The 13,309-nt window shown below is 64.6% G+C and carries 13 protein-coding genes; 7 read left to right on the top strand and 6 right to left on the bottom strand.

Features of this window, described 5'->3' with window-relative positions:
* Positions 1-93 precede the first annotated feature (93 nt).
* Positions 94-1,350: a transcription termination factor Rho gene (gene rho, locus ABC347_RS13375; protein WP_413246216.1), complete on the top strand. Its 1,257-nt coding sequence runs from the start codon at positions 94-96 to the stop codon at positions 1,348-1,350.
* Between the two features lie 38 nt (positions 1,351-1,388).
* Here rho and ABC347_RS13370 read toward each other — a convergent pair whose 3' ends face one another.
* From ABC347_RS13370 to ABC347_RS13360, 3 genes are read right to left on the bottom strand one after another with little or no spacing between them, the layout of a single operon-like run.
* Positions 1,389-2,366, bottom strand: coding sequence for a quinone oxidoreductase family protein (locus tag ABC347_RS13370; protein WP_413246215.1), 978 nt, complete (start codon positions 2,364-2,366; stop codon positions 1,389-1,391).
* Positions 2,363-3,058, bottom strand: coding sequence for a dienelactone hydrolase family protein (locus ABC347_RS13365; RefSeq protein ID WP_413246214.1), 696 nt, complete (start codon positions 3,056-3,058; stop codon positions 2,363-2,365). The genes ABC347_RS13370 and ABC347_RS13365 overlap by 4 nt, the downstream gene beginning before the upstream one ends.
* On the bottom strand, positions 3,046-3,525 hold the full coding sequence (locus ABC347_RS13360) for a methylated-DNA--[protein]-cysteine S-methyltransferase (protein WP_413246213.1): 480 nt from the start codon (positions 3,523-3,525) through the stop codon (positions 3,046-3,048). Before ABC347_RS13360 ends, ABC347_RS13365 begins: the two co-directional genes overlap by 13 nt.
* Positions 3,526-3,577: 52 nt before the next feature.
* Here ABC347_RS13360 and ABC347_RS13355 point away from each other — a divergent pair, with 52 nt between their 5' ends.
* From ABC347_RS13355 to ABC347_RS13330, 6 genes are read left to right on the top strand one after another with little or no spacing between them, the layout of a single operon-like run.
* Positions 3,578-3,814, top strand: coding sequence for a DUF6489 family protein (locus ABC347_RS13355; RefSeq protein ID WP_413246212.1), 237 nt, complete (start codon positions 3,578-3,580; stop codon positions 3,812-3,814).
* The gene (mnmE, locus tag ABC347_RS13350; protein ID WP_413246211.1) at positions 3,811-5,097 is read left to right on the top strand and encodes a tRNA uridine-5-carboxymethylaminomethyl(34) synthesis GTPase MnmE; all 1,287 of its coding nucleotides are present in this window, start codon (positions 3,811-3,813) and stop codon (positions 5,095-5,097) included. The genes ABC347_RS13355 and mnmE overlap by 4 nt, the downstream gene beginning before the upstream one ends.
* 53 nt (positions 5,098-5,150) lie before the next feature.
* A complete protein-coding gene (mnmG, locus tag ABC347_RS13345; protein WP_413246210.1) occupies positions 5,151-6,989 on the top strand; it encodes a tRNA uridine-5-carboxymethylaminomethyl(34) synthesis enzyme MnmG in 1,839 nt (612 codons plus the stop codon).
* Positions 6,986-7,609: a 16S rRNA (guanine(527)-N(7))-methyltransferase RsmG gene (rsmG, locus tag ABC347_RS13340; protein WP_413246209.1), complete on the top strand. Its 624-nt coding sequence runs from the start codon at positions 6,986-6,988 to the stop codon at positions 7,607-7,609. Before mnmG ends, rsmG begins: the two co-directional genes overlap by 4 nt.
* Positions 7,606-8,388 carry a ParA family protein gene (locus ABC347_RS13335; protein ID WP_413246208.1) on the top strand — a complete coding sequence of 261 codons (783 nt, stop codon included), beginning with the start codon at positions 7,606-7,608 and terminating at the stop codon, positions 8,386-8,388. The genes rsmG and ABC347_RS13335 overlap by 4 nt, the downstream gene beginning before the upstream one ends.
* Positions 8,385-9,266: a ParB/RepB/Spo0J family partition protein gene (locus ABC347_RS13330; RefSeq protein WP_413246207.1), complete on the top strand. Its 882-nt coding sequence runs from the start codon at positions 8,385-8,387 to the stop codon at positions 9,264-9,266. Before ABC347_RS13335 ends, ABC347_RS13330 begins: the two co-directional genes overlap by 4 nt.
* 3 nt (positions 9,267-9,269) lie before the next feature.
* Here the strand turns inward: ABC347_RS13330 and holA are convergent, their stop codons facing one another.
* Genes holA through leuS form a run of 3 tightly spaced genes read right to left on the bottom strand, consistent with a single transcriptional unit; the run spans position 9,270 to position 13,302 of the window.
* Positions 9,270-10,295, bottom strand: coding sequence for a DNA polymerase III subunit delta (holA, locus tag ABC347_RS13325; protein WP_413246206.1), 1,026 nt, complete (start codon positions 10,293-10,295; stop codon positions 9,270-9,272).
* A complete protein-coding gene (lptE, locus tag ABC347_RS13320) occupies positions 10,292-10,801 on the bottom strand; it encodes an LPS assembly lipoprotein LptE (RefSeq protein ID WP_413246205.1) in 510 nt (169 codons plus the stop codon). Before lptE ends, holA begins: the two co-directional genes overlap by 4 nt.
* Positions 10,798-13,302: a leucine--tRNA ligase gene (leuS, locus tag ABC347_RS13315; protein ID WP_413246204.1), complete on the bottom strand. Its 2,505-nt coding sequence runs from the start codon at positions 13,300-13,302 to the stop codon at positions 10,798-10,800. The genes lptE and leuS overlap by 4 nt, the downstream gene beginning before the upstream one ends.
* Positions 13,303-13,309 lie beyond the last annotated feature (7 nt).

Here is a 13,309-nt window from a genome sequence, read left to right as displayed (position 1 = left end):
CGGGCGCTATCCCGCAGCCAGACATCATCCGCCTGACATCGTCCGATCGTCGCCAGCGCTTGCCCGCCTGCTCCAGAATCCCAGGAAATTCCCATGCATCTCAAGGAATTGAAGAAGAAGACCCCGGCCGACCTGGTCGCGATGGCAGAAGAGCTCGGCGTCGAAGGCGCGTCGACGCTGCGCAAGCAGGACCTGCTGTTCGCAATCCTGAAGGAACAGGCCGAGCGCGGCGAGCAGATCATGGGCGAAGGCACGATCGAAGTGCTGCCCGACGGCTTCGGCTTCCTGCGCAGCCCGCAGGCCAATTATCTGGCCGGGCCCGACGATATCTACATCTCGCCCAACCAGGTTCGTAAATATGGCATCCGTACCGGCGACACGGTCGAAGGCGAGATCCGCGCGCCAAAGGATGGCGAACGCTATTTCGCGCTGACCAAGCTCGTCTCGATCAATTTCGACGATCCCGATGTCGTGCGCCACCGTGTCAACTTCGACAATCTGACGCCGCTCTACCCGGAATCGAAGCTGACGCTGGATCCCCAGGATCCGACCATCAAGGACAAGTCCGCGCGGGTGATCGATATCGTTGCGCCGCAGGGCAAGGGCCAGCGTGCGTTGATCGTGGCGCCGCCGCGCGTCGGCAAGACCGTGCTGCTGCAGAACATGGCGCGCGCGATCACCGACAATCATCCCGAAGTATTCCTCATCGTGCTCCTGATCGACGAGCGGCCCGAGGAAGTGACCGATATGCAGCGCAGCGTGAAGGGCGAGGTGATCTCCTCCACCTTCGACGAGCCCGCGCAGCGCCACGTGCAGGTCGCCGAGATGGTGATCGAAAAGGCCAAGCGGCTTGTCGAGCACAAGAAGGATGTCGTGATCCTGCTCGACAGCATCACCCGCCTCGGTCGCGCCTACAACACCGTCGTGCCGTCTTCGGGCAAGGTGTTGACCGGCGGTGTTGACGCCAATGCGTTGCAGCGGCCGAAGCGCTTCTTCGGTGCGGCGCGCAACATCGAGGAAGGCGGCTCGCTCTCGATCATCGCCACCGCGCTGATCGATACCGGCAGCCGCATGGACGAGGTGATCTTCGAGGAATTCAAGGGCACCGGTAACTCGGAAATCGTGCTCGACCGCAAGGTGGCCGACAAGCGCATCTTCCCGGCGATGGATGTTGGCAAGTCCGGCACCCGCAAGGAAGAGCTGCTGGTCGACAAGGGCAAGCTCAGCAAGATGTGGGTGCTGCGTCGCATCCTGATGCAGATGGGCACGATCGACGCGATGGAGTTCCTGCTCGACAAGATGAAGGATTCGAAGACCAACGAAGACTTTTTCGACTCGATGAATTCCTGAGAATATTCGAGTTCAAGCCTTATCTCGCAGTTTAGTCTTCAGACTTCCAGGATAGTCGCTCCTGTCGTCTTCCGCGCTTCCAGCGCGCGGTGGGCTTCCGCCGCGGCGTCGAGTGGAAAGCGTTGTCCGATCTCGATCGGGACATGGCCGTCCGCGATCATGTCCCAGACCCGCTTCGCCGACAGCCCGAAGCTGCCGGGGTCGCGCAGGTAATCGAACACGGTCGGGCGGGTGACGAACACCGATCCCGCGCGCGTGAGATCGAGTGTGGTGAAGGGCGGAACCGGGCCCGATGCGTTGCCATAGCTGACCAGCAGGCCGCGCACCGCCAGCGACGCCAGCGATGCGCCCCAACTGGCGGCACCGACGCCATCGAACGCTGCATCCACACCACGCCCACCGGTCAGATTTCGCACCGCATCGGCCAGCACATCGAACGGATCGGAGAGCGCGACATCGGCACCGGCCGCCTTGGCCCGCGCTGCCTTCTCGGACGATCCTGCGTGCGCGATCACGAACGCGCCCAGCGATTTCGCCCAAGGCACCATCATCGATCCGACCCCGCCGGCCGCGGCATGGACGAGGATCGCCATGCCAGGCCCGACCCGCGCGCAGCGCTCGAGCAGCGCTTCGACCGTGCAGCCCTTCAGCAGCGCGGCTGCTGCTACATCGAATCCGATCGCCTCCGGCAGCTTCGTCGTGCGATCCGCGCGGGCAATGCCGACATTGGCATAGGTGCCCGGCACATGTGCCATATAAGCGACGCGATCGCCAGGCTGCAGGTCGGTCACGCCATCACCGACCGCTTCGACAACGCCAGCGGCTTCGCTGCCGAGCCCGGTCGGCAGCGGCAACGGGTAGAGACCCGAGCGGTGGTAGACATCGATATAGTTCACACCGACCGCATAGTGCCGCACGCGCAGCTCGCCGGGACCGGGCACAGGTGTCTCGATCGTCTCCCGCTCGATCACCTCCGACCCGCCCGTGGTCCGGATCAGCAGTCGCCAGTCGATCATCCCACATGCTCCGCGAAGAAGGCAGCCGCGCGCTCGTCCGCAAGGTTGGCCGCCGCTTCATCGCGACGTTTGCCGGTCTCTGTAGCGAAGCCATGATCGACGCCGGGATATTCGTGGATCACGACATGGCCATTGCCATCGAGCGCGGCATGGACCGCAGCCCGAGCCTCCGCATCGATGAAATGGTCAGCCTCGGCAAAGTGCAGCATCAGCGGGCGCGCGATCGCATGGCTTTCCGAAAGCATCTCGTGGATACCGCCGCCATAATAGCCGACGCTGGCATCGGTGTCGGTTCGGGTGGCCGCCAGATAAGCGAGCTTGCCGCCGAGACAGTAGCCGACGACGCCGACCCGGCCGCCGCTGTCCTTGCGGGCGACACGGATCACCGCCTCGATATCGGCGACTGCAGGATCGGTCTCGAACTGCTGCAGCAACTGCAGCGCCTGCTTGAAATCCTCCGGACGATCCGGATCCAGGTCGACGCCCGGTGCAAACCGCCAGAACAGATCGGGTGCCACCGCCAGATAGCCATTAGCCGCCCAGCGATCGCAGCGTGCGCGGACGCCAGCGTTGATCCCGAAGATTTCCTGGATGACGACGATCGCTCCGCGTGGCGTGCCGTCCGGCGTGGCACAGTAGGCATCGAACTGCGCGCTGCCGTCCAGCGCCTCGATCCGCATCAACCGTCCCATCGCTCCGCTCCCTCATGTGCGAGCAGCCAACGCTTGGTCGCGATGCCGTCTCCCGCCGAATAATGACCCAACGCGCCACCCGCCGCCAGCACCCTGTGGCAGGGGATCACGATCGGGAACGGATTGCGCGCGCAGACCTGGCCAATCGCTCGCGCCGACGATCCGGTCTGTCGGGCGAGTGCGCCATAGGCGATGGTGTGGCCAGGGCCGATCGCTGCCATCGCCTCGCGCAACTGCTGGCCGCGGGGCGTGGCAGCCTGCGCAAGCGGTAGTTGGAACGGCACGGCTGGATCATCGAAATAGCGCGTCAACTGACTGCGGGCTTCTGCCAGCAGCGGATCATCGGACGGCCGATCTCCGGTATGGCGACCACCAACAATGATGCGCGCGAGCACCGCGCCGGAGCGCAAGATCGTGATCGGGCCGATCGGACTCGCGAAGACGAGGCTGGGCATGGACGTATGCATCATGCCATCCTACCAATCGGCAAGGTCGGGTCCAAGCGCGGGGAGTGCGGGCATGAAGGTAACGGTCGATGTGGATTGCACCCCGGAAGAGGCGCGCCGCTTCCTCGGACTGCCGGATCTTTCACCGGTCCACGCGGTCTATGTGGAAAAGATGCGACGCCTGGTCGATGAGGGCGTCACGCCCGACATGGTCGAGACGATGATGAAGAGCTGGGGCCCGATGGGCGAGGCCGGCATGTCGATGTGGCGCCAGATGTTCGAGCAGATGGGCAACCTCGGCAAAACATGAGCACATCTTATGGCGCGACGATCTTCGCGCTTTCGAGCGGGTCGCCACCGGCCGCGATCGCGATCGTTCGGATCAGCGGTCCACAAGCTGACGCAGCGCTTGCCGCGTTAAGCGCGAAGCTTCCACCACCGCGACGGGCGACGCTGCTCACATTGCGTGATGGTGACGGGTTGGAGCTCGATCGCGCGCTCGTGCTGCGCTTTCCGGCGCCTGCAACTGCCACCGGCGAAGATCTTGTCGAACTTCACCTTCATGGCGGCCGGGCCACCGTCGCAGCGGTCCTGGCCGCACTGGGACGGATCGACGGCTTGCGCCCCGCGCAGCCCGGCGAGTTCACACGCCGGGCATTCGAAAATGGTCGGATCGACTTGGCCGAAGCGGAAGGCTTGGCCGATCTGCTCGCCGCCGAAACCGAAACGCAGCGCCGGACCGCGCTCTTGATGAGCGAAGGCGCGCTCGGCCGGCGGATCGCAGATTGGCGTGAGACCGTATTGGGGATCGCGGCAGCGATCGAAGCCGAGCTTGATTTCGACGATGAAGATGATGTCAGGTCTCAGTCGGTCGCCTGGCACGACAATGCCCGTCGCCTCGTTGCGGAAATTGGCTTGCTGCTCGATCGCCCGCCGGCCGAGCGGCTGCGCGACGGCATCAGGGTTGTCGTGGCGGGCCCTCCCAATGCCGGCAAATCGATGCTGATCAACGCACTCGCAGGCCGCGAAGCCGCGATCGTATCACCCGTCGCGGGCACGACCCGCGATGTGATCGACGTTCCGCTCGCACTCGGTGGGATCGCTTACCTGTTCAGCGATACTGCCGGCCTTCGCGAAACCGACGACGCGATCGAAGGGATCGGCGTCGAGCGCGCGCGACAGCGGATCGATGCTGCCGATATTCTCATATGGCTCGGCGATGGTCCTTCGCCTTCGGACGACGCATTGCTGGTTCATCCGCAATGCGACAGGCCGGATCGCGGTAAGGAGCCGAGTGACCGGATCGCTGTCTCGGCTGTTACCGGGACCGGACTGGATGAGTTGGTGGGCGATCTCGGGCGACGCGCGCGCAGCTTGATCCCTGGTGATGGCGAAGTGGCGCTTAACGCCCGGCATCGAGCTCTGATTATCGAGGCTCGTTCGGCTTTGCACGCGGCGCAGTCCGAGACAGACCTTGTCCTGGCAGCGGAGGAACTGCGAATTGCCCGCAATGCACTAGACGCGATTCAAGGCAGGGCAGGTGTGGAAGATATGCTCGACGCTCTTTTCGGCCGTTTCTGTATTGGAAAATGATGTTTCACATGGAACATTTTGACCGCGTGGCCCCGTCAGATTAAGGCGCGGTCATGATCCCCAGTTGCGATATTATCGTCGTCGGCGGCGGCCATGCCGGGTGCGAAGCAGCAGCCGTTGCAGCGCGAATGGGTGCGAAGGTTCGATTGGTCACGATGCGGCGCGACCAGGTTGGGGCCATGTCCTGCAATCCGGCGATCGGGGGTCTGGGCAAGGGCCATCTGGTCCGCGAAGTCGATGCGTGGGACGGCTTGATCGCGCGCGCCGCGGACGCTGCCGCGATCCATTATCGCATGCTCAACCGCAGCAAAGGCGCGGCTGTCCATGGACCGCGCGTCCAAGCAGATCGAGTGCGATATCGTGCCGCGATCCAGACCATGCTGACCGAGCAGGGTGATCTTCAGATTCTTGAAGACGAAGTGGTCGCACTCTCCTTCAGCCAAGACGGTCGCATCGATGGCGTCGAGTTGGGCAGCGGCAAGCTCGTTTGCGCTGCGGTTGTGCTGGCCACCGGGACCTTTCTGGGCGGCGTCCTTTTTCGCGGGCTCGACCGGATATCGGGAGGACGGAGCGGAGAAGGCAGCGCCAGCCGGTTGGCCAGTCAATTGCGCGCGCGCGATTTGCCCATCGCCCGTCTTAAGACTGGGACGCCGCCACGATTGGATGGGCGGACGATTGATTGGGGCCGGCTCGAAATTCAGCCTTCCGATGACGATCCGTGGCGGATGAGTGCGCTGCCGGACGCGCCACGCCTGCCTCAACTGTTTTGCGCTATCACTCGAACCACGCCCGACACACATCGTGTGATCGTGGATAATCTCGATCGGTCCCCGCTTCACAGCGGGGCGATCGAAGGACGCGGCCCGCGTTATTGCCCGTCAATCGAGGACAAGGTGAGGCGTTTCGCTGACCGGGATGGACATCAGATCTTTCTCGAGCCCGAGGCGCTTGACGATCATCTGATTTATCCGAACGGCATATCGACCTCGTTGCCGGTCGACGCGCAACAGGCCATTATCGCGACAATACCCGGTCTGGAGGCGGCTTGCATCGTGCAACTAGGCTATGCGGTCGAATATGATCACGTCGATCCGCGGTGTCTTGGGACCGACCTGCAAGTTGATCGTTTCCCCGGTCTGTTTTTGGCGGGCCAGATTAACGGCACAACCGGATATGAGGAAGCTGCGGCGCAGGGGCTGGTCGCTGGCGCGAATGCGGCCGCCTATGTGCGCGGTTCAGGGGCAATCCGGTTTGATCGATCGAACAGCTACATCGGCGTGATGATCGATGATCTCACCTTGCAAGGCGTGACCGAGCCTTATCGGATGCTGACCAGCCGCGCGGAGCATCGCTTGGTGCTCCGGGCCGACAACGCAGCAAGCCGGCTATCCGCAGCGGCAAAGCATGCCGACGCGCTATCATCTCGACGAGCGTCTTGGGCTAACGCGCATACTGACCAGCGATCGCGTGCACTCAAAGCACTTTCCAAATTCAAAACTTCTTCAGAGATCGCGATCGGGGGATTGCCGCAGGACGGCGTGAAGCGGACGATTATGGAGTGGATGCGCTTTCCGGCGATGACGTGGGAAGCGGCGGCAGCGGCAGCAAACCTCACGAATGTTCCACGTGAAATTGCTGATGAGGTGATGGCGGACGCCCATTACGCACCGTATGTGGCGCGGCAGGCCGCCGACAACGAGCGCTTATTGTCCGATCAGTCCGTTCAGCTGGTCGCAGCTCTGCAATATGGGTCGATCGCGGGTCTATCACATGAGATGGTCGAGAAATTGTCTGCAGCCAAGCCGGCTACTCTAGGGGATGCCGCACAAATCCGAGGAATAACGCCCGCAGCGCTGTCGGCTATCTTGATCGCAAACCGTGCGGTCGCATGACTGAGCAGGAAGCGATCGACAGCATCCGAACTCGTGGTGTTCCACATGAAACAATAAAACGTCTCGGGAAGCTCGGGGCGCTTGTGGTTGAAGGAAGCAAGCGGCAAAACCTCGTATCTGCATCGACAATCGGTCAGATTTGGTCGCGTCATCTACTGGACTCGATCCAACTCGTTGATCATGCTGAGGAGTGGAGCAACTGGGTCGACCTTGGCACTGGTGCCGGGTTTCCCGGCCTTGCGATTGCAGCGCTGGATCGCGGCGTAGTGACAATGATAGAATCCCGTCAGTTAAGAGTTAAATTCCTTCGCGAGACGATCGAAACCCTTGAACTGCGGAACGCTTACGTCGTGCAGGGAGATGCGGCGCGGATATCGGCGTCGACGCATGACATAATCTCCGCTCGGGCTTTCGCACCGCTAGAACGGCTGCTGCCGATCGGCGCTCGCTTCGCGCATCCTGAGACACGCTGGTTGCTACCGAAGGGAAGAAATGCCGTGCGTGAACTAGAATCGGTGCGGCAGACATGGCAGGGTGATTTCGAGGTCGCGCCAAGCGTTACCGATCGCGATGCTGCGATCATCGTCGCGCGCAATGTCCGTCGCAAGGGGGTGACATGATCCGGGTGGCGATCGCGAACCAGAAGGGTGGCGTCGGGAAGACGACATCCGCAATCAACCTTGCAACGGCTCTTGCCGCGTCGGGATGGCGCGTCCTGCTCATCGATTTCGATCCGCAGGGCAATGCCTCGACCGGCCTCGGCATCTCCAACAGCGTCCGATCGCTATCCAGTTACGAAGTCTTGCGGGGTGACTGCAGCCTGGCCGACGCCGCGATCGTCACACGGGTACCGCGGCTCGACGTGGTGCCTGCGACAGTCGATCTATCGGGCGCCGAGATCGAGCTTATCGAATTCGATAATCGGACGGGGCGCCTGGATCAGGCAATCACGGCTGCACCGCCCGGACGCTGGGATATCTGCCTGATCGATTGTCCACCGTCGCTCGGTCTGCTGACGATCAACGCGCTCGTCGCCGCCCGCTCGCTGCTGATCCCGCTGCAATGCGAGTTTTTCGCGCTCGAGGGGCTGAGCCAGCTGTTGCAAACATTCGAGCGGATCCGAGCGCGTTTCAATCCAGAGCTTGGCATTCTCGGCGTCGCACTGACAATGTATGATCGGCGCAACCGCCTATCGGAGCAAGTGGCGCAGGATGTGCGCGCCTGTCTCGGCGCAGTGGTGTTCGAAACCGTCATACCGCGCAACGTCCGGTTGTCGGAGGCACCCAGCCACGGCATTCCTGCGTTGATCTACGATCATCGCTGCTTGGGGTCCGAAGCCTATATCGCGCTCGCCCGCGAGATGATCGGACGACTGCCGCGCCCTGCGAAGGCCGCATGAGCCAGGAGCCGCAGAAGCGTGGGCTTGGCCGCGGCTTGTCTGCCCTGCTCGGCGACGTCGATCGCGAGGAGCCGACCGGGCAGGGTGGAGCGCGCTCCGCCGGGGTGCAAACCGTGGCGGTCGCTTCGATCCGCCCCCACCCCAATCAGCCGCGCCGTCATTTCGACGAAGATCGGCTGGACGAACTGGCGACGTCGATCGCCACGCGCGGCCTGATCCAGCCGATCGTCGTGCGACCGCATGAAGGCGGTTACCAGATCGTCGCAGGCGAGCGCCGCTGGCGGGCGGCGCAGCGTGCTCAGCTGCATGAAGTCCCTGTAATAATTCGGGATTTCGATGAATCCGAAACGCTTGAAGTCGCGTTGATCGAAAATATCCAGCGGCAGGATCTCAACGCCATCGAGGAAGCCGAGGCCTATGCCCGGCTGATGCGGGACTTCGGCCACACCCAGGAGGTGCTTGGGAAGCTCGTCCATAAGTCGCGCAGCCATGTCGCCAATCTGGTCCGGCTGCTGGATCTGCCGGCACCGGTGCGGGCGATGGTGGCGGAAGGCCGGTTGACCATGGGCCATGCCCGGGCGCTCGTCACCGCGGCCGATCCCGAGGCGCTGGCCGAACGTATCCTTGCCAAGGGCCTGTCGGTGCGTGAGGCCGAGACGCTGGCCCGTGGCGGCAAGCCAACGCGATCGCGCTCGGGCGTGACCGAACTTGGCGGGGCAAGCGCGGACATCCAGGCACTTGAGCGCCAGCTTGGCGATATGCTGGGACTGAAGGTGGCGATCGCTCATGCGAGCCGGGGCGGCAGCGTAACGCTGCACTATAGCTCGCTCGATCAGCTCGACATGATCTGCCAGCGGCTGAGCGGCGAGCCGATCTGACGTTCAGCGTCGTCGTGCCGCGCGGCGGGCGAGTAGCAGCAGCTCGGCGTCCACCGCCACGAGCCCGGCGCCGCGAGCCGACATCGTGCCACGTCCAGCCTCCGCGATCCGTCCGAGCGCAGTCGCCACGGCATCGCTGTCCCAGCGTGAAAGCTGCCGCAGGATCGCATCCTTGGATTTCCACAGGATGCCGCGGCCAGCGCTCGTGATAGCGCTTTCGGCGCTGTTGCCGGCTTCGATCCGCGCGCGAAGCTGGGCCAGCAGCAGCAACCGGCTCTGGAAAGCGCGCACGATCGGCACCGCCGCCGTGCCGCTTTCCGCAAGCCGGGAAAATTCCGCGTCCGCCTGCGCCGGATCCCCGCCCAGCACCGCATCAACGAGCCGATCGAGGCTACCGCTGTCGACATCCGCGCCGATCGCATCGAGCGCATCATGATCTAGCTCGGCCGGGTGCGCGGGATCCGCGTCCAGATAGAGCGCATATTTCTCGATCTCGCGAGCGATGATCGCGCGGTCGCCGCCTGCAGCGGCGGCGATCCGCCGGCCAACATCGGGACCAAGCGTGATGCCTTGTTCGCGGCCGAGCTGGATCGCGATCCGATCGGCTTCGCTCCCTTCGGGCAGATAGCTTGCGAAGGCCATCGCAGCCGCGTGGGAGGTCGCAAGCTTCACCAGCTTCGCATCCTTGCGCAGTGCGCCTGCGACGATCACGACCGGGCAGGCCTGAACTTCGAGCGCCAGCAAAGCCTCGACCGCGTCGATCGCCTCGTCCCCCGCGGGGGTCACGCGGATCCAGCGGGGATCGCCGAACAGGGAGATCGCGGCCGCCTCGTCGCTCAGCCGGGCCGGGTCGGCCTTCAACATCGCGCCGGTCAGGTCGATTCGCTCCGCCTGGGCCCCGAGTGCCTTGCCGACTGCGCCCGCCAGCATCTGCGATGCGGACTCGTCGGGGCCATATAGGAGGATCAGCCGGTGGGCCGGATCGGGCCGCGCAACCGCGCGCTCGATCTGCTGGCGATTGGCCTTCACCGTGCCGGCCGGGCGGTCCGCTGGCTGTAGAGCGCAAGCCGCGTCACGATCTGGGTGGCGACATCCTCGGCCAGCCGCTCCAGTGCGGTCTCCTCGGCGGCGATCGTCGCATATTCGGAGCTCACGACGTCGACGCCGGCGTCCGACCCTGCGGTCTGGTCGAGCAGCACCGTGCCTTGCGCAGCATCGACCAGCCGGTACCTGGCGCGCAGCGTCCGGCGCTCGCGCGTCACGGCATTGTCGGTGCGGATACCGAAGCCGGTGATCTGGTCGTCCAGCTCGACTTCCAGCCGATATTGCGGGCTCGCCCCCGGATTGCCCAGCCGGTCCGCCACCGCATTGCGCACCAGCCAGCCGGCCTTGCCCGCGATCGGCGCGACGTCGACGCGGCCCAGTGACGCCACGACGGCACTGTCTCCGCCACCGGCATAGAGCGGCCGCATCGCGCAGCCGGGCAGCAGCGAAACCGCGACGAGGGCCGCGGCGAGGGCACGACCCGGCGTCATGCGACCAGGTTCACCAGGCGATCCGGCACGACGATTACCTTCTTGGGTGTACGGCCTTCGAGCAGGCGGACGACCTTGTCCGATCCCAGCGCCAGCGCTTCCAGCGTCGGCCGGTCGGTGCCTTTCGGCGCGGTCAGCGTATCGCGCAGCTTGCCGTTGACCTGGATCGCGATCGTAACCTCGTCGTCGACCAGCAGCGCAGGGTCGATCTCGGGCCAGGCGGCATCGGCGACGAGCCCATCCCGGCCGAGCCGCGCCCACGCTTCCTCGGCCAGATGCGGCACCATCGGCGCGACGATCCGCACCAGCGTGGCGATGGCGGCAGTACGCGAGGCGGAAGGCGGTGCCTTCTCGAGCAGGCCGACCAGTTCGTAGATCTTGGCCACCGCCTTGTTGAACGACAGCGCTTCGATATCCTCGGCGACGCCGGCGACGGTGCGCGCCAGCTTGCGATCGACCTCGCGATCCTCGCCGTCTCCGCCCTCGGCCGCGGTCAGCCGCCACAGCCGGTTGACGAATCTCCAGGCGCCCTCGATCCCGGCCTCGCTCCACGGCAAGTCACGTTCGGGCGGGCTGTCGGACAGCATGAACCAGCGCACCGCATCCGCGCCATATTGATCGACGATCGGGCCGGGATCGACGGTGTTCTTCTTCGATTTCGACATCTTCTCGACGCGGCCCGGCGTCACCGGCTCTCCCGTCGCGATGATCACGCCGCCCGATACCTCGTCGGGTGCCAGCCAGTTGCCGGCCGGATCCTTGTAGGTCTCGTGCGTCACCATGCCCTGGGTGAACAGCCCGGCAAAGGGTTCGGCCACGTCGAGCTGGCCGATATGGCGCAATGCCCGCGTCCAGAAGCGGGCGTAGAGCAGGTGCAGGATCGCATGCTCCACGCCGCCGATATACTGGCCGACCGGCAGCCACTGCTCGGCCACCGCACGGTCGAACGGACGATCCTGCGGCTGACTGGCGAAGCGGATGAAATACCAGGAGGAATCGACGAACGTATCGAGCGTATCGGTCTCGCGCCGGGCTTGCGCGCCACAGGCCGGGCAGGGGACATGCTTCCAGCTCGGGTGGCGATCGAGCGGGTTGCCGGGAATGTCGAACGATACGTCCTCGGGAAGCACCACCGGCAGCTGGTCCTTCGGCACCGGCACCGCGCCGCAGGCATCGCAATGGATGATCGGGATCGGCGTGCCCCAGTAGCGCTGGCGCGAGACGCCCCAGTCACGCAGCCGCCAGACGGTGGTGCCCGTTCCCCAACCTTCCGCCTCGGCCCGCGCGACCACTGCCGCCTTGGCGTCAGCCGTGCTCATTCCGTCGAGGAAGCGCGAATTGACTGCGATCCCGGCTGCGGTATCCGCCTCGTCACCGATCGGGGTCGCGGCTTCCGCCAGGCTCGGCGCCACGACCCGCGTGATCGGCAGTTGGTATTTGCGCGCGAATTCGAAGTCGCGCTGGTCATGCGCCGGCACGCCGAACACCGCGCCGGTGCCATAATCCATCAGCACGAAGTTCGCGATGAACAGGGGCAGCGACCAATCCGGGTCGAGCGGATGGACGACCGAGATCCCGGTATCGAAGCCGCGCTTCTCGGCAGTCTCGATCTCGGATGCGGCGGTGCCGGTGCGGCGACATTCGTCGGCAAAGGCGGCCAGCCCGGGATACGTCTCGGCAAGCGCCAGCGCGATCGGATGATCGACGGAGAGCGCCGCGAACGATGCACCAAAGATCGTGTCGGGCCGGGTGGTGAATACCTCGAACGAATCCTGCCCGGCCACCGGCTCGCTCATCGCAAAACGGAACCGCATGCCCCGGCTCTTGCCGATCCAGTTGGCCTGCATCAGCTTCACCTTGTCGGGCCAATGCTCCAGCGCGCCCAGCCCGTCGAGCAGCTCGTCCGCGAAGTCGGTGATCTTCAGGAACCACTGGCTGAGCTTGCGCCGCTCCACCAGCGCGCCCGATCGCCAGCCGCGGCCATCGATCACCTGCTCGTTGGCCAGCACGGTCATGTCGACCGGATCCCAGTTGACCGCGCTTTCCTTGCGATAGACCAGTCCGGCTGCGAACAGATCCAGGAACAGCGCCTGTTCATGCCCGTAATAGTCGGGTTCGCAGGTGGCGAGTTCGCGGCTCCAATCGAGCGCGAAGCCCAGCCGCTTCAGCTGCGCCTTCATCGACTGGATATTGGCGCGGGTCCAGTCGCCCGGATGTACCTGCCGCTCCATCGCGGCATTCTCGGCGGGCATGCCGAACGCGTCCCACCCCATCGGGTGGAGCACTTCATGGCCTGTCATCCGCCGGAAGCGCGCCAGCACGTCGCCCATCGTATAGTTGCGGACATGGCCCATGTGGATGCGCCCCGACGGATAGGGGAACATCTCCAGCACATAGCTTTTGGGCTTCGGGCTGGCATCGTCCGCACGGAAAGTGGCGCGCTCGTCCCATACCGCCTGCCAGCGGGAATCGGCGGCGAGCGGATTGAACCGGTCGGTCATGGCAGGG

It is taken from the genome of Sphingomonas canaveralia, from assembly GCF_047238125.1.
In the GTDB taxonomy this organism is placed as follows: domain Bacteria; phylum Pseudomonadota; class Alphaproteobacteria; order Sphingomonadales; family Sphingomonadaceae; genus JBDFMH01.
Note: the sequence above shows the minus strand (reverse complement) of the source record. Positions and strands in the feature narration are given on the sequence as shown.